This window comes from Janthinobacterium sp. GMG1 (genome assembly GCF_034427795.1).
GTDB lineage: Bacteria > Pseudomonadota > Gammaproteobacteria > Burkholderiales > Burkholderiaceae_D > Janthinobacterium.
Window position 1 is genome coordinate 641,868 of record NZ_JAXQNT010000003.1, and the last position, 14,366, is coordinate 656,233.

The window sequence follows — 14,366 nt, forward strand, 5'->3', positions numbered from 1 at the left end:
CTCTTCCCCTTAGAAAAGGCGCGCATGAGCGGCTCTCCCTCATCTTCATCAAAATCCAAACGCACGCAGGCCCTGCTGCTGTCGGCCCTCGTCTTTCCCGGCAGCGGGCATTTCCTGTTAGGCCGCAAGGCGCGCGGCTGCCTCTTCCTCTTGCCTGCGCTGGTAGCGCTGGTGCTCGTATTGCGCCAGATCATGGCACGTTTGGACCAGGTAATGGCACAGCTCGACAGCGGCGCCCTGCCCCTCGACGTGCAGCTGATCGTGGAAAAAGTCGATGCGTTGTCGGCCAGTGACGGTCCCGCCATGACGGTGGCCGTTTGTGTGCTGGTGGCGTGCTGGATCGGCAGTCTGATCGACACCTTCCTGATCAAGCCATGACGCCGGAAGCAGTCGCGCGCAATGAACGCAAAAAACGCAAGGAAGCCAGGATGCAGGCGCGCCGCGCGCAGCTGGCGCTCAGCCGCCAGGACCATGGCGGTCCGCTGGCCTGGCGTGGCTGGTTCGACGGCTCAGCCCATCCGAATCCGGGCAAGCTGGGCATAGGCGCCCTGCTGCTGGGACCGAACGGCGAGCGCATCGAGGTGAGCGAGGCGGCCGGCTATGGCAGCAGCAGCGACGCGGAATATGCAGCCTTGACGGCCATGCTGCAGGCGGCGCTCGGCGTGCGCCCACCGCCCGTGCAACTGCTGCTGTACGGCGACAGCCAGGTGGTGATCAATGACGTGCTGGGAACGACGCCGGTCGGCGCCAAGGGACTGGAAACGCAGCGGGCCACCGTAGTGGCCCTGCTGGAACAATTCACGGATGTGAGCTTGCGCTGGATTCCTCGCCACAGGAATGGCGAGGCGGACCGGCTGTCCCAGCTGGCGATTACCGGCTGGGTCGAGAAAGATTAAGCGGCGCGGCCGATCCGCAATGCTTCTTGCGGTGCCTTGGCCGCAGGACGCTTGGCGCCTTTCAAACCGCTGACACTGGCCTGCTGCCCGTTCAGTTTAAAGACGCTGACCACTTGCGCCAGGTTGTGCGCCTGGTGCTGCATCGATTCGGCCGCCGCGGCCGATTCTTCCACCAGCGCCGCATTTTGCTGCGTCACTGCATCCATCTGGCCGATGGCGCGGTTGATCTCGTCGATGCCCACGCTTTGCTCGCTGCTGGCCGCCGTGATTTCCGTGATGATGTCGCTCACGCGCTGTACGCTGTCGACGATGTCGGTCATGGTCGAACCGGCTTGCGCCACCAGCATGCTGCCCGCGTTGACTTGCTCCACGGAAGCACCGATCAGGGTCTTGATCTCTTTCGCGGCCGAAGCGGAACGCTGGGCCAGGTTGCGCACTTCGGACGCCACGACGGCAAAGCCACGGCCTTGTTCGCCGGCACGGGCCGCTTCCACGGCCGCGTTCAAGGCCAGGATATTCGTCTGGAAAGCGATGCCGTCAATCACGGAAATGATGTCGACGATCTTGTTCGACGAAGCGTTGATCGATTCCATCGTGCCCACCACTTGCGCCACGACTTCGCCGCCCTTGACGGCCACTTGCGCCGCCGAGGCCGCCAACTGGTTCGCCTGGCGGGCATTGTCCGCATTCTGTTTCACGGTGCTGGTCAGCTCTTCCATCGAAGACGCTGTTTCCTCCAGGGAACCGGCCTGCTCTTCCGTGCGGGAAGACAGGTCCTGGTTGCCGGCGGCAATCTGCGTCGACGAGGTGGCGATGCTGTCCGTGCCGCTGCGCACTTCGCCCACGATATTGAGCAGGCTCGTGTTCATGTCTTTCAGGGCCAGCAGCAGTTGCCCCGTCTCATCCTTGGCGCTGGCGTCGATCTGCGCCGTCAAGTCGCCATCGGCCACCTTGCGGGCGATTTCCACGGCCGTGCGCAGGGGGCGCACGATGCCCGTCGTCAACAACCAGGCGCACACGACGCCAAAACCCAGCGCCAGCACGGCCAGGGTCAGCAGCAAGTTGCGGCTCGTCTTGGCGACTTCGTCGATCTCGCGCGCCGTCTTGTCGATGCTGGCGCGCTGGTGCTGCAGCATGTCGTTGACCACTTTCAGGTATTTCGTCGAACCGGGCACGAAGACGTTCTGGAAAGCTTGCTCCGCTTCCGCTTCCTGTCCATCCGCCTTCAGCTTCGACACTTGCGCGCGCGAGTCGAGGTAGACCTTGCGCTGTTCGCTCACCAGACGGAACAGTTCCTTTTCTTCCGGGCTGGAAATCAAGGCTTCGATTTTCTTTTGCAATTCACCCGATACGACGGACGATTGCTTGGCTTCTTCCGCAAAATACGCGCCCAGTGACGTGTCGCTGCTGCGCGCGATGGCCGTGGTGCGGCGCACGCCGCTATCGATCTTGGAATACCAGTCGGAAATATAGCGTTCCTTCGCCAGCGGCAATTCCATCATGGTGCGCGTAGCCGTGGCCACGTCATGCAAGCGCCACACGCTGATGCCCGTGATGAGCATGGAAAACAGCAAAATCACGGCAAAACCCAGGCCGAGGCGCACACCAATACTGACGTTTCTTAACAAATTCATGTGAATATCCTAAAAAAGCGGAACCAGACTATATAAAAGGGAGTTGCGGCTGCACGTGGCAGCCGCGGCGTCATCAGCGTTTGCCGATGCGCAAGGTGGTTTGCGGCGCAGCCGGGCGTTTCAGCGCCTGCTGGCCATTCAATTTAAAGACGCTGACCACTTGCGCCAGGTTGTGCGCCTGGTGCTGCATCGATTCGGCCGCCGCGGCCGATTCTTCCACCAGGGCCGCATTTTGTTGCGTCACGGCATCCATCTGGCCGATGGCGCGGTTGATCTCGTCGATGCCCACGCTTTGCTCGCTGCTGGCCGCCGTGATTTCCGTGATGATGTCGCTCACGCGCTGCACGCTGTCGACGATGTCGGTCATGGTCGAACCGGCTTGCGCTACCAGCATGCTGCCCGCGTTGACTTGTTCCACGGAAGCGCCGATCAGGGTCTTGATCTCTTTCGCCGCCGAAGCGGAACGCTGGGCCAGGTTGCGCACCTCGGACGCCACGACGGCAAAGCCGCGGCCTTGTTCGCCGGCACGGGCCGCTTCCACGGCCGCGTTCAGGGCCAGGATATTCGTCTGGAAGGCGATGCCGTCAATCACGGAAATGATGTCGACGATCTTGTTCGACGAAGCGTTGATCGATTCCATCGTGCCCACCACTTGCGCCACCACTTCGCCACCCTTGACGGCCACTTGCGCCGCCGAGGCCGCCAACTGGTTGGCCTGGCGCGCATTGTCCGCATTCTGTTTCACAGTGCTGGTCAGTTCTTCCATCGAAGACGCTGTTTCCTCCAGGGAACCGGCCTGCTCTTCCGTGCGGGAAGACAGGTCCTGGTTGCCGGCGGCGATCTGCGTCGACGAGGTGGCGATGCTGTCCGTGCCGCTGCGCACTTCGCCCACGATATTGAGCAGGCTCGTGTTCATGTCCTTCAGGGCCAGCAGCAGTTGCCCCGTCTCATCCTTGGCACTGGCGTCGATCTGCGCCGTCAAGTCGCCATCGGCCACCTTGCGCGCGATGTCCACGGCCGTGCGCAGGGGGCGCACGATGCCCGTCGTCAAGACCCAGGCGCAGACGACGCCAAAAGCCAGCGCCAGCGCGGCCAGCACCAGCATCAGGTTGCGGCTGGTATTGGCGACGGCGTCGATCTCGCGCGCCGTCGTGTCGATGCTGGCGCGCTGGTGTTCCAGCAAGTCCTGCACCATCTTCTGGTATTTGGCGGCGGCCGGCACGAAGGTCTTTTCAAACACCTCATTGGCGGCATCGACCTGCGCTTCGCCTTTCAGCTTGTAGACCTGGTCGCGCGAACTGATGTACACCTTGCGCTGTTCCAGCAAGCCCGCGAACATGGCTTTTTCCTCCGGCTTGTCGATCAGCGCCTCGATTTTCTTTTGCAGTTCGGCCGAGCTGGACGACGAAACTTTCGATTCTTCGGCGAAATAGCCGCTGAGCGAAGTGTCGCTGCTGCGAGCAATGGCGATGGTGCGGCGCACGGCGCTGTCGATGCGGCCGTACCAGTCGGAAATATAGCGTTCCTTCGCCAGCGGCTGCTCCATCATGACGCGCGTGGCGCTGGCCACGTCGTGCAGGCGCCAGACGCTGATGCCCGTAATGAGCATGGAAAACAGCAAAATCACGGCAAAACCGAGTCCGAGGCGGACACCGATGCTGACGTTGCGTAATAAATTCATGTGACTATCCTAAAAGGCCCTGCCGTCAGCCTGATAACAAGCTGACGATCTCGCTCATGGGCGGGCGCTGGCTGGCTGCTGTAGCGAATTGGCGTGACAAGTGAAACTGGCGCACGGTTCGGTTGAACCGTGCGCCAGGAAAGGCGCTAGCGTGCGCCTTGCAGAAAAATCAAGCAATGCCGAGAGTCAATTGTTTCCGACAAATCCAGTCAAAATGACCGCGGCGAGAATTAAGCGGCTAATTTTTCGATCAAGCCCATGTCGGCGCTAGACATCAGCTGGTCAATATCGACCAGAATCAGCATGCGCTCATCGATGGTGCCCAGGCCGATCACGTATTCCGTGTTGATCGAACGGCCCATGTCCGGCGCCGGCTTGATCTGTTCCGGCATCAGGGTGGTGACGTCGGAGACGCGGTCAACGACCATGCCGACGACGCGGTTGCCGATATTGAGGATGATGACGACGGTGAACTGGTCATAGCTGGGCGTGCCCAGGTTGAACTTGATGCGCATGTCGACGATCGGCACGATGATGCCGCGCAGGTTGACCACGCCCTTGACGAACTCGGGCGCGTTGGCGATGCGGGTCGGCGTTTCATAGCTGCGGATTTCGCTGACTTTCTGGATGTCGATGCCATACTCTTCCTGGCCAAGGGTAAAAGCCAGGTATTCGGCAGCCTTGGCAACGGTTGCGCCAGTGTCGCTGGAATTGGTGTTCATGATAATCCTTTAGTTAACTCGCCTGGGGCGCAGGCCAAGCATGCACGATGGCATGGCAGCCACTTGTATGTTTTTGCAAATACTTTCTCGCAATTAGCTTATGCTTCTAATTTCCGTGCGGCAATGTTACCCCATGTAAATTTTACATGCACTAAAAAAGAGCAATTGCTGGAATGATGATTTCTAAAAATACAATCTGTGTGGCAAATACGGCACGCCGGGACGCCGGACTCCCCGCCGCACGCGGCGGCGTTTTATGCCACACTGGCGGCCCCTGCTTTTTATGACTTTGAACCATGCACTCTTTGCTTTCTCAATGGCAACCTCACCTGCTGGCGCTGGCCACGGCCGGCCTGGGCGATGACGGCGCCCACGACCTCAACCACCTGCACCGCGTCTGGCGCAATGCCAGTGTCCTGCTGCAAGAGCATGCGGACGCGGACGCCCTCACCGTGATGGCCGCCTGCTACCTGCACGACCTCGTCAATCTGCCGAAAAACCACCCCGAGCGCCATCTGGCCTCGCGCCAGGCGGCGGCGCTGGCGTGCCGCCAACTGGCGGAACTGAATTTCCCGGCAGAAAAATTACCCGGCGTGGCCCACGCCATCGAGACGCACAGTTTTTCAGCCAATCTGCCGCCGCACACCATCGAAGCGCAAATCGTGCAGGATGCAGACCGCATCGACGCCCTGGGCGCCGTGGGACTGGCGCGCCTGTTCTACACGGCCGCGCGCATGGATAGCGCGCTGGCGCATGGCACGGATCCGCTGGCGCAGCAGCGTCCGCTCGACGACAAGGCCTACGCCCTCGACCATATCGTCACCAAGCTCGACAAACTGCCTGGCAAGATGCAGACGGCGGCGGGCCGCGCGCTGGCCGAACAGCGGCTGGCCGTGCTGACGGATTTCCGCGCCGCCTTTGCCGGCGAGTGGGGAGTTAAGTAATCCTCGGGAAAATATTGTGAATTTATGACGAACAGAACTGGATGCTATGCAAGGCGCCCGCTGCGACGCAGTGCGAGTACTGCTAGCAGTGGGCAACGCCGCAGAGCGCCGGTTATGGAAGTCAGAAATCACAATAATTTATTGGGGGTTACTTAGTGCATAAACCCTGGTGGCGATAGCCAGCATGGCCCTTGCTGTCTATAATGCAAGGCTCAGCTATCGCGCCGCGCGCCAGCAAAAAACCTGCAACGCGCCGGCGCAACGCCAACAACTGAACCCCGCCAGCCGCACGGCGACGCGGGGTGCGCGCCGAAAGCATGCATGTCCGATAAAACCAGCCCCGACAGCCATTCCCCGTCACCGCCCGCCGCGCCCGCGCGCACCGGCAACCTCAATTTCATCCTCGTCTGCGTCTTCATCGACATGCTGGGCATCGGCCTGGTGGTGCCCGTGTTGCCCATCCTGATCGGCGACTTTGTCAACGGCAAGGATGAGCAAGCATTCTGGTACGGCATCATGGCGGCCGTCTTCGGCTTGCTACAGTTCATCTTCATGCCCATGCTGGGCGCCATCAGCGACCGCGTGGGACGCCGTCCCGTGCTGCTGTATTCGATGGCCGGCATGGGCATCAACTTTCTCGCCACGGGCTGGGCGCCGAACCTGGCCTGCCTGTTCATCGGCCGCATCATCGGCGGCGTCTCGTCGGCCAGTATGTCGGTCGCGTCCGCCTATGCGTCCGACGTGTCCACGCCGGACAACCGCGCCAAGAGCTTCGGCAAGATCGGCGCCGCCTTTGGCCTGGGCTTCATTTGCGGCCCCATGCTGGGCGGCCTGCTGGGCGAAGTCAATCTGCACCTGCCGTTTTACGTGGCGGCGGGCCTGTCGGCGGCCAATTTCATCTACGGCTATTTCTGCGTGCCCGAGTCGCTGCGGCCCGGTCCGCGCGCGCCATTTACCTGGGCGCGCATCAACCCGTTTGCCGCCCTGCTGAAGCTGGTGCGCCGCGTGGAAATCCGCGGCCTGGTGCTGGCCTTCGGCCTGATGACGTTTGCGCAAATGATGCTCAACACCACCTGGGTGCTATATACCCATTTCCGCTTCGACTGGACGCCGCGCCAGAACGGCATCGCCCTGTTCTGCGTGGGCCTGTGCGCGGCCGTCGTGCAGGCAGGCTTGCTGGGCATACTCATCAAGCGCTTCGGCGAAGTGCGCCTGTCCCTGCTGGGCATGGCCTCGGGCGCCCTCACCTATTTGCTGTACGGCCTGGCGACGCAGGGCTGGATGATGTATGCGCTGATCCTGTGCAACCTGCTGGCCTTTGCCGCCGGACCGGCCCTGCAAGGCATCATCTCGAAGTCATCGAACGCCAGCGAACAGGGAGAACTGATGGGTTCCCTGCAATCGATCAGCAGCCTGGGCATCATCATCATGCCTTTGCTCGGCAGCATGATCCTCGGCGAAGTGAGCCACTTGCCGCCGCAAGACTGGCGCATCGGCAGCACCTTCTACCTGTGCGCCATCATGCAAACCCTGGGCATCCTGGTGGCCTGGCGCTACTTCAAGGCGCAACGCCAGGCAAGACTTGTGGTTTCCACCACAAAGTAGGCGGCAAGATAATATTGCATTTGGGAAATTAATAGGCGAGAATGGGATAATCAGACGGGCGTTGCCGACGCCCGCGATTCGATGGTGAGCAAGGATGGGTATGACTGACTTTTATTCCAGCGCCTGGCGCCGGACCGTGGCCATGCTGGCGCTGGCGCTGCCATCGCTGGCGGGCGCGCAATGTTCACGCGACATCCAGGTGCCCGTCTCGGCCATCGGCGCCAGCGTGGTGGTCAATGGCGCCACGATAGGCGGCATCTATCCCGACTTGCTGCGCGGCATGGGCGCCAAGCTCGGCTGCAATTTCATCTTCACGGCCGTGCCCCGCGCGCGGCTGGAAGCGATGTTCGAGACGGGCAAGGCAGACTTGCTGATCCCGGCCAGCAGCACCTTGCGGCGCGACCAGCATGGCCTGTTCATTCCCATGCTGGGCAGCCGCCCCCTGCTGATCTCGCTACAGGGCGCGCGCGCCCCCATCAACACCATGCAGGAATTGATCGAGCGGCGCGAATTGCGCGTGGCGCTCGTGCGCGGCTACGACTATGGCGCGCCGTACCAGGCGCTGGCGAAGGAGCTGAGCAGCCAGGGCCGCCTGTTTTATGAAGTCGACGCCCTGTCCGTGGCGCGTTTGATGCAAAGCGGCTTCATCGATGCCACCATCATGGCGCCTACCATCCTGGCCGGCGTGGCGCAAAACGATGCGCGCGTATATGGCCTGGCCGACCGCCTGCGCCTGGAAGCGCTGCCGGAGTTGCCGTGGGGCATGAGCGGCGTCTACCTGTCGCGCAAGTCGCTGACGGCGGAAGACCAGGCCACCCTGCGCGAACTGCTGGACAAGGCGGGCCGCTCCGGTTCCGTGATGGAAGGCTTCCAGCGCCATCACCGCCAGGAACTGTTGTCGCTGAGCATACGCCCCCGCTAAGGCCCGCATGTCCGGCCTTGTCGTCGCCGTCGTCCTGTTTGCCGCCCTGCTGCACGCCAGCTGGAACGCCATCGTCAAGTCGGGCAAGGATACCTTTCTCAGCACGGTGCTCGTTTCCGTGGGCGCGGCCCTGATTTCACTGGCCGTCTTACCCTTTGTTCATGCTCCCGCGCCCGCCAGCTGGCCCTACCTGGCCGCCTCGGCCGTGGCGCAGCTGGCCTATTACTCGCTGCTGGCGGCCGCCTACAAGGCGGGCGACATGAGCCATGCCTATCCCCTGATGCGCGGCAGCGCGCCGCTTATCGTCGCGCTGGCCAGCTGGCCACTGATCGGCGAGCGCCTGTCCGCCATGCAGATGGGCGCTGTCGCCTGCATCTGCGCGGGCATCCTTGGCTTGTATGTTGCCGCGCGCACCAGCACTATCGGCAAGGTGCCGAAAAGCACGGGCCACGCCACCGCCTTTGCGCTGGGCAATGCCTGCGTCATCGCCAGCTATACCCTGATCGACGGCATCGGCGTGCGCCTGTCCGGCGCGCCGGCCGCCTACACGATGTGGATTTTTGTCTTGAACGGCGCGGGACTGCTGCTGTGGACGGCGTTGCGCCGGCCCGCCGACCTGCTTGCGTATGCGCAAACACAATGGCGTTTGGCCGCCGTTGGCGGCTTCGGCACCCTCGCCTCGTATGGACTGGCCCTGTGGGCCATGACGCAGGCGCCCGTGGCCGCCATCGCGGCCCTGCGCGAAACGTCGATTTTGTTCGCCATCGCCATTGCGGCCCTGTTCCTGCGCGAAAAAATCAACCCCCGCCGCTATCTGGCCATCAGCCTGATCGCGGCGGGAGCCATCCTCATGCGAATGGGCTAGCGCGCATCGAGCGGCGCAATCGGCAACTCGATGGCACTGGCAGCGCCTGTCGCGTGGTACACGCGCTGCGTCGCCTTTCTATAATGGCCTGGGTCGGCCAGGAAGATGTTCGGCACGAAGGTTTGCGGATTGCGGTCGTAAAGGGGGAACCAGCTCGACTGCACTTGCACGGCGATGCGGTGGCCGGGCAGGAAGACGTGATTCGCGTTCGGCAAGGCGAAACGGTAACGCTCCACCTTGCCCGGCGTTATCATTGCCGGGTGCTCGAAGCTCTCACGGTAGCGCCCGCGGAAGATATCCATCGCCACGCCCAGTTGATACCCGCCCATGGCCGGCTGCGACGGCACCTCGTCCGGATACACGTCGATCAGTTTCACCACCCAGTCCGCATCCGTACCGCTGGTGGCGGCGAACAGGTTCACCATCGGTGCGCCGGAGATGCGCACGGCTTCCTTCAACGGTTCGGAAACATAGCTGAGCACGTCCGTGCGGTCCGCATAGCCACGCTGGTCGCTGACCAGCCATGGCTTCCACACGTCGCCATCGTTCAGGCGCACGGGACGGGGTACGAAAGGCACGGGCTTGGCCGGATCGGACACGTATTCGTCGAAGGCGCCTTCCGCCGCATCCGCAGCGCCCGATGGCGCCGCAAAGCCCAGCTTGGAGCCATCCTGCAAATAGATCGGCGTCAGCTTGATATCGCACGTCTCGCAGGCCAGCGGCCACTGCTGCAGGCGCTGCCACTGGTTCGTGCCGCTCTGATACGACACCACGGGCGCCGTGTTCGCTTCCGGCGCGCCATCCTTCAGGTATTGATTGAGGAATGGCTGCATGACTTTTTCGCGGAACTGGCGCGCCGTATCGCCGTCAAACTTCAGGGCGCCCAGACTGGAACCGTCATAATTGACGCCGCTGTGGCGCCACGGGCCGATGGCCAGGTAATTGAGGTTGTTGTGCTTGTCGCGCCCCTCCATCGCCGTGTAGGTGGCATAAGGGCCATAGATGTCTTCCTGGTCCCACTGCCCCACCACGTGCATGGTGGGCACGATCAGCGGGCGTTTCGCCAGGATTTTATCCAGCGCCTGCTCCTGCCAGTAATTGTCGTAGGCCGGATGCTCGAACAGTTTTTTCGTATAGGTCAGCTTGTCGATGCCGAATTTCTTCGCAAAGTCGCGCGCCGAGCCGATGCGCAGGTACGCGTCGTAATCGTCGTAGACGCCCAGGGCCGGCGATTCGCCGCCGCCGCGCACGCTGGTCTGGCCGGCGATATACGACAGGCTGGGCATGCGGAAGGCGCCATTATGAAACCAGTCGTCGCCGCGCCAGCCATCGACCATGGCGCTCATGGGCACAGCCACTTTCAGGGCCGGATGCGGATCGACCAGGGCCATCAGCACCGTGTGGCCTTCGTACGAGGAACCGAGCATGCCCACCTTGCCATTGCTTTCCGGCACGTTCTTCACGAGCCAGTCGATGGTGTCCCACGCATCCGTGACGTTGTCCACCTTGGTATTGTTCAGCGGGCCGCGCACGGGGCGCGTCATCACGTAATCGCCTTGCGAGCCATACTTGCCGCGCACATCCTGGAACACGCGGATGTAGCCGTTTTCCACCAGGGTATCGTCGCCCTGCGGCAAGGTGGCCAGCATGCTGGGGCTGGCCGTGCGCTGGGCGCGGCGGGCAGCGTTATAGGGCGTGCGCGTGAGCATGATCGGCGCTTTTTGCGCGCCCTTCGGCACGACGATCACCGTGTACAGCTTGACACCGTCGCGCATGGGGATCATCACCACGCGCTTGACGTAGTCGTTCAGGTCCGGCATCACCAGTTTGGCGCCGATATCGGGCGTCATCGGCGGCGTTTGCGGCGTTTGCAGCAGTCGTGGCGTTTGCGGCGTTTGCGCCAGCACGGGAGCGATGAACAAGGTACTGACAAGCAGGGCCAGACCACTCAGGCGGATGGGGGATACAACAGGCATACACGTCTCCAAAAGATTCATATTGACAATAGTACCCGCAAAGCAAGTTTGACAGAAGTTCAGCCGCCACCTGCCGGCAGATAAATCGGGGTGCAACTTGACAGAACGCGTGCGAACTGCAACCATAACGCCATGAAATTTATCCCTTCACAACACGCCTGCTTGAATTGGTGGTCCCGCTCACTTTCGCGCGGCCACTGCATAGTGATGTGAATCTGATCCACGCCGCCTCGATCGGTGGCGTAACAGGCTCAGCCTGGATCATCCCCGATGCAGGCGGCTCAAAAGGAAACTTGATGAGCTTGCCTAATACCCCCGATACCCAAGACCAGAATGACGCACCGGCAGCGCCGCTGTCGGCCGCCGCCATCGCTTCGCAATCCGTGATCCTGACGGGCGACCGTCCGACCGGCCCCTTGCACTTGGGCCACTACGTGGGCAGCCTGCGCGACCGCGTCCGCTACCAGAACAGCTACAAGCAATTCATCATGCTGGCCGACGCGCAAGCGCTGACGGACAATATGGACGACATCGACAAGGTGCACCGCAATGTCGTCGAAGTGGCGCTCGATTACCTGGCCGTCGGCATCGACCCGGCGAAAACCACGGTCTTCATCCAGTCGCAGATCCCGGAACTGGCCGAGCTGACCTTTTACTACCTGAACATCGTCACCGTGGCGCGCCTCGAGCGCAACCCCACCGTCAAGGAAGAAATCCGCCTGCGCGGCTTCGAGCGCGACATCCCGGCCGGCTTTTTGACCTACCCGGCCAGCCAGGCGGCCGACATCACGGCCTTCAAGGCCGGCGTCGTGCCCGTGGGCGAAGACCAGATCCCGATGATCGAGCAAACGAATGAAATCGTGCGCCGCTTCAACCGCATGTACAACCGTGAAGTATTGATGGAATGCAAGGCGCTGGTGCCCGATATCGGCCGCCTGCCCGGCATCGACGGCAAGGCGAAGATGAGCAAGTCGCTGGGCAACACCATCAACCTGGGCGCGACCTCGGCCGAAATCACGGCTGCCGTGAAGAAAGTCTATACCGACCCGCTGCACCTGCGCGTGGAAGACCCGGGCCACCTGGAAGGCAATATCGCGTTTACCTACCTGGACGCTTTCGATCCGGAAAAAGCGGCGCTGGCCGAAATGAAAGCCCATTACGTGCGCGGCGGCCTGGGCGACAGCATCGTCAAGAAGCGCCTGGACGTGGTCTTGCAGGAAATGCTGGCGCCGATCCGCGCCCGCCGCGAAGAATTCGCCAAGGACAAGGGGCAAGTCATCCAGATGCTCAAGGAAGGCACCTTCAAGGCGCGCGAAGTAGCGGCCCGCACGGCCGATGAAGTCAAGTCGGCGCTGGGCCTGAACTACTTCTGATCGCCAGCAGCGAGCAAACTGATATAGCAAACTGATGCGCTCAGGCGGAGTCGGGTAAAATCCCGCTTTCGCCTGGGCGCAATTCGTTTGTCACCGTGGCACCAGCAATCCGTAGAGAAGACAACGCGCCATGACCGATACCCCTATCGAACAGCTGCTGCAGCAGCATTTTTCCATCGATGCGCTGCAGAAGGCGCCCGCGCCCCTGCAGCAGGCGCTGGGCATGCTGGGCGGCTGGCTGGCCGCCGACCGCGACAAGGCCTATCCGCACACGCCGTATGCGGAACTGCTGACGCAACTGTCCGACACTTGCCTGCCCGCGCACGGCATGCCCGTGGCGCAATTCCTGCAAGAACTCGACACCACCGTGCTGGCCAATACGGCCCAGCTGAACCATCCCCAGTACATCGGCCACATGACGCAGGCCCTGCCGTGGATCAGCGTGCTGGCCGAAGCGTTTACGGCCACCCTGAACCAGAACCAGGTCAAGATCGAGACAGCCTACGTGTCGACCCTGATCGAAAAACAGATCCTCGGCTGGCTGCACCGCCAGGTGTACCAGCAACCGGACGCCGTCTACACGCAGGCCATGGCCGCCACCAGCGGCGCGCTGGGTAATGTCGTCAATGGCGGCACCATGGGCAACCTGACGGCCCTGGCCGTGGCGTTGGAACAGCAACTGCCCGGCACGCGCAAGCGCGGTTTGTTTGCCACCATGCAGGAATCAGGCTATGCGGGGCTGGCCGTGATCGGCTCGGCCCGCAGCCATTATTCCGTGAAAAAGGCGCTGGCGACCCTGGGGCTCGGTGAAAACGCCTTGCACCTGGTGGCCGTCGACCGCGACAACCGCATCGACGTCGGCGCGCTGGAAGCGACGATTGCCGATTTGAAATTGCGCAGGATCAAGGTCGTCGCCATGATCGGCATCGCCGGCACGACGGAAACGGGCGCCATCGACCCGTTGGCAGCCATGGCGGCGATTGCGGCGCGCGAAAACATCTGGTTCCACGTGGACGCAGCCTGGGGCGGCGCGCTCTTGATCGCGGAACAGTACCGCGCGCTGTACGACGGCATTGCCCTGGCCGACTCCGTCGTCATCGACGGGCATAAATTGCTGTGGGTGCCGATGGCGCAAAGCATGGTGCTGTTCAAGGATAGCGCCAGCCTGAACTTGCTCAAACACAACGCCAACTACATCTTGCGCGACAACTCGGGCGACCTGGGCCAGACGTCGCTGGAAGGCTCGCGCCGCTTCGATGCCTTGAAACTGTGGACCTCGTTCAAGGTGCTCGGTGTGTCCGGCTACACGACCTTGCTGCAGCAGGCGGCCACCCTGTCCGGCCAGTTGCAGGACTTGCTGGCCGACCAGCAGGATTTCGAACTCGTCACGCGCTCCGACACCTTCATTCTCACTTACCGCTACGTGCCCGCGCACTTGCGCCAGCGCATGGAAAGCTTGCTGGCCGACGGCGAAGTGGAGGCGGCGACCGAACTGAACAAGCAACTCAACACCTTGAACGCCAAGCTGCAGAACCGGCAAAAGGCGCAAGGCCACAGCTTCGTGTCGCGCACGGTACTCGAATCGACGCGCTACCCCGGCCCGACCAACGTGCTGCGCGTGGTCATGACGAATGTCAAGACGCGCCCCCACCACTTGCGCGCCATTTTGGCCGAACAGCGGGCCATCGGCCAGGCGCTGGTGGCGGAATTCGGCTTGTAAGGAAGCACCCACCCATCAGCCTTGACTG

General features: G+C 62.3%; 12 protein-coding genes. 8 read left to right on the forward strand and 4 right to left on the reverse strand.

What is annotated here, in order from left to right; genetic code table 11:
- The first annotated feature begins 24 nt into the window (after positions 1-24).
- A complete protein-coding gene (locus SJI03_RS11695; protein WP_322427301.1) occupies positions 25-378 on the forward strand; it encodes a DUF6677 family protein in 354 nt (117 codons plus the stop codon).
- Positions 375-896 carry a ribonuclease HI family protein gene (locus tag SJI03_RS11700; protein ID WP_322427302.1) on the forward strand — a complete coding sequence of 174 codons (522 nt, stop codon included), beginning with the start codon at positions 375-377 and terminating at the stop codon, positions 894-896. Before SJI03_RS11695 ends, SJI03_RS11700 begins: the two co-directional genes overlap by 4 nt.
- On the opposite strand, the gene SJI03_RS11705 is transcribed toward SJI03_RS11700, so the two are convergent.
- The 3 genes from SJI03_RS11705 to SJI03_RS11715 all read right to left on the reverse strand — a co-directional run bounded on the left by SJI03_RS11705 (position 893) and on the right by SJI03_RS11715 (position 4,933).
- On the reverse strand, positions 893-2,530 hold the full coding sequence (locus tag SJI03_RS11705; protein WP_099379881.1) for a methyl-accepting chemotaxis protein: 1,638 nt from the start codon (positions 2,528-2,530) through the stop codon (positions 893-895). The two genes, SJI03_RS11700 and SJI03_RS11705, sit on opposite strands and share 4 nt — an antisense overlap.
- Before the next feature lie 73 nt (positions 2,531-2,603).
- Positions 2,604-4,211 (reverse strand): methyl-accepting chemotaxis protein, encoded by a 1,608-nt coding sequence (locus tag SJI03_RS11710; protein ID WP_322427303.1) that lies wholly within the window; start codon positions 4,209-4,211, stop codon positions 2,604-2,606.
- A gap of 230 nt (positions 4,212-4,441) precedes the next feature.
- Positions 4,442-4,933 carry a chemotaxis protein CheW gene (locus SJI03_RS11715; RefSeq protein ID WP_034752308.1) on the reverse strand — a complete coding sequence of 164 codons (492 nt, stop codon included), beginning with the start codon at positions 4,931-4,933 and terminating at the stop codon, positions 4,442-4,444.
- A gap of 296 nt (positions 4,934-5,229) precedes the next feature.
- Here SJI03_RS11715 and SJI03_RS11720 point away from each other — a divergent pair, with 296 nt between their 5' ends.
- The 4 genes from SJI03_RS11720 to SJI03_RS11735 all read left to right on the forward strand — a co-directional run bounded on the left by SJI03_RS11720 (position 5,230) and on the right by SJI03_RS11735 (position 9,269).
- On the forward strand, positions 5,230-5,877 hold the full coding sequence (locus tag SJI03_RS11720; RefSeq protein WP_322427304.1) for an HD domain-containing protein: 648 nt from the start codon (positions 5,230-5,232) through the stop codon (positions 5,875-5,877).
- A gap of 321 nt (positions 5,878-6,198) precedes the next feature.
- Complete coding sequence (locus SJI03_RS11725) at positions 6,199-7,482, forward strand: TCR/Tet family MFS transporter (protein WP_322427305.1); 1,284 nt, start codon at positions 6,199-6,201, stop codon at positions 7,480-7,482.
- A 100-nt stretch (positions 7,483-7,582) separates the two neighbouring features.
- Positions 7,583-8,404 (forward strand): substrate-binding periplasmic protein, encoded by an 822-nt coding sequence (locus SJI03_RS11730; RefSeq protein WP_099379884.1) that lies wholly within the window; start codon positions 7,583-7,585, stop codon positions 8,402-8,404.
- Between the two features lie 7 nt (positions 8,405-8,411).
- Positions 8,412-9,269 (forward strand): DMT family transporter, encoded by an 858-nt coding sequence (locus SJI03_RS11735; protein WP_322427306.1) that lies wholly within the window; start codon positions 8,412-8,414, stop codon positions 9,267-9,269.
- Here the strand turns inward: SJI03_RS11735 and SJI03_RS11740 are convergent.
- Positions 9,266-11,245 carry a CocE/NonD family hydrolase gene (locus SJI03_RS11740; RefSeq protein ID WP_322427307.1) on the reverse strand — a complete coding sequence of 660 codons (1,980 nt, stop codon included), beginning with the start codon at positions 11,243-11,245 and terminating at the stop codon, positions 9,266-9,268. The genes SJI03_RS11735 and SJI03_RS11740 overlap by 4 nt on opposite strands.
- 296 nt (positions 11,246-11,541) lie before the next feature.
- Between SJI03_RS11740 and trpS the strand changes: the two genes are divergently transcribed.
- Together trpS and SJI03_RS11750 are read left to right on the forward strand one after the other, a co-directional pair.
- Positions 11,542-12,618 (forward strand): tryptophan--tRNA ligase, encoded by a 1,077-nt coding sequence (gene trpS / locus SJI03_RS11745; RefSeq protein WP_322427308.1) that lies wholly within the window; start codon positions 11,542-11,544, stop codon positions 12,616-12,618.
- Positions 12,619-12,748: 130 nt separating this feature from the next.
- A complete protein-coding gene (locus tag SJI03_RS11750; protein ID WP_322427309.1) occupies positions 12,749-14,338 on the forward strand; it encodes a pyridoxal-dependent decarboxylase in 1,590 nt (529 codons plus the stop codon).
- Positions 14,339-14,366: the final 28 nt, after the last annotated feature.

Excerpts from the sequence above, each read along its gene's own strand:
- SJI03_RS11720 (WP_322427304.1), top strand. The coding sequence starts at position 5,230 with ATGCACTCTTTGCTTTCTCAATGGCAACCTCACCTGCTGGCGCTGGCC.
- SJI03_RS11715 (WP_034752308.1), bottom strand. The coding sequence starts at position 4,933 with ATGAACACCAATTCCAGCGACACTGGCGCAACCGTTGCCAAGGCTGCC.
- SJI03_RS11710 (WP_322427303.1), bottom strand. The coding sequence starts at position 4,211 with ATGAATTTATTACGCAACGTCAGCATCGGTGTCCGCCTCGGACTCGGT.
- SJI03_RS11725 (WP_322427305.1), top strand. The coding sequence starts at position 6,199 with ATGTCCGATAAAACCAGCCCCGACAGCCATTCCCCGTCACCGCCCGCC.
- trpS (WP_322427308.1), top strand. The coding sequence starts at position 11,542 with ATGAGCTTGCCTAATACCCCCGATACCCAAGACCAGAATGACGCACCG.
- SJI03_RS11740 (WP_322427307.1), bottom strand. The coding sequence starts at position 11,245 with ATGCCTGTTGTATCCCCCATCCGCCTGAGTGGTCTGGCCCTGCTTGTC.
- SJI03_RS11700 (WP_322427302.1), top strand. The coding sequence starts at position 375 with ATGACGCCGGAAGCAGTCGCGCGCAATGAACGCAAAAAACGCAAGGAA.
- SJI03_RS11695 (WP_322427301.1), top strand. The coding sequence starts at position 25 with ATGAGCGGCTCTCCCTCATCTTCATCAAAATCCAAACGCACGCAGGCC.
- SJI03_RS11735 (WP_322427306.1), top strand. The coding sequence starts at position 8,412 with ATGTCCGGCCTTGTCGTCGCCGTCGTCCTGTTTGCCGCCCTGCTGCAC.
- SJI03_RS11730 (WP_099379884.1), top strand. The coding sequence starts at position 7,583 with ATGACTGACTTTTATTCCAGCGCCTGGCGCCGGACCGTGGCCATGCTG.
- SJI03_RS11750 (WP_322427309.1), top strand. The coding sequence starts at position 12,749 with ATGACCGATACCCCTATCGAACAGCTGCTGCAGCAGCATTTTTCCATC.
- SJI03_RS11705 (WP_099379881.1), bottom strand. The coding sequence starts at position 2,530 with ATGAATTTGTTAAGAAACGTCAGTATTGGTGTGCGCCTCGGCCTGGGT.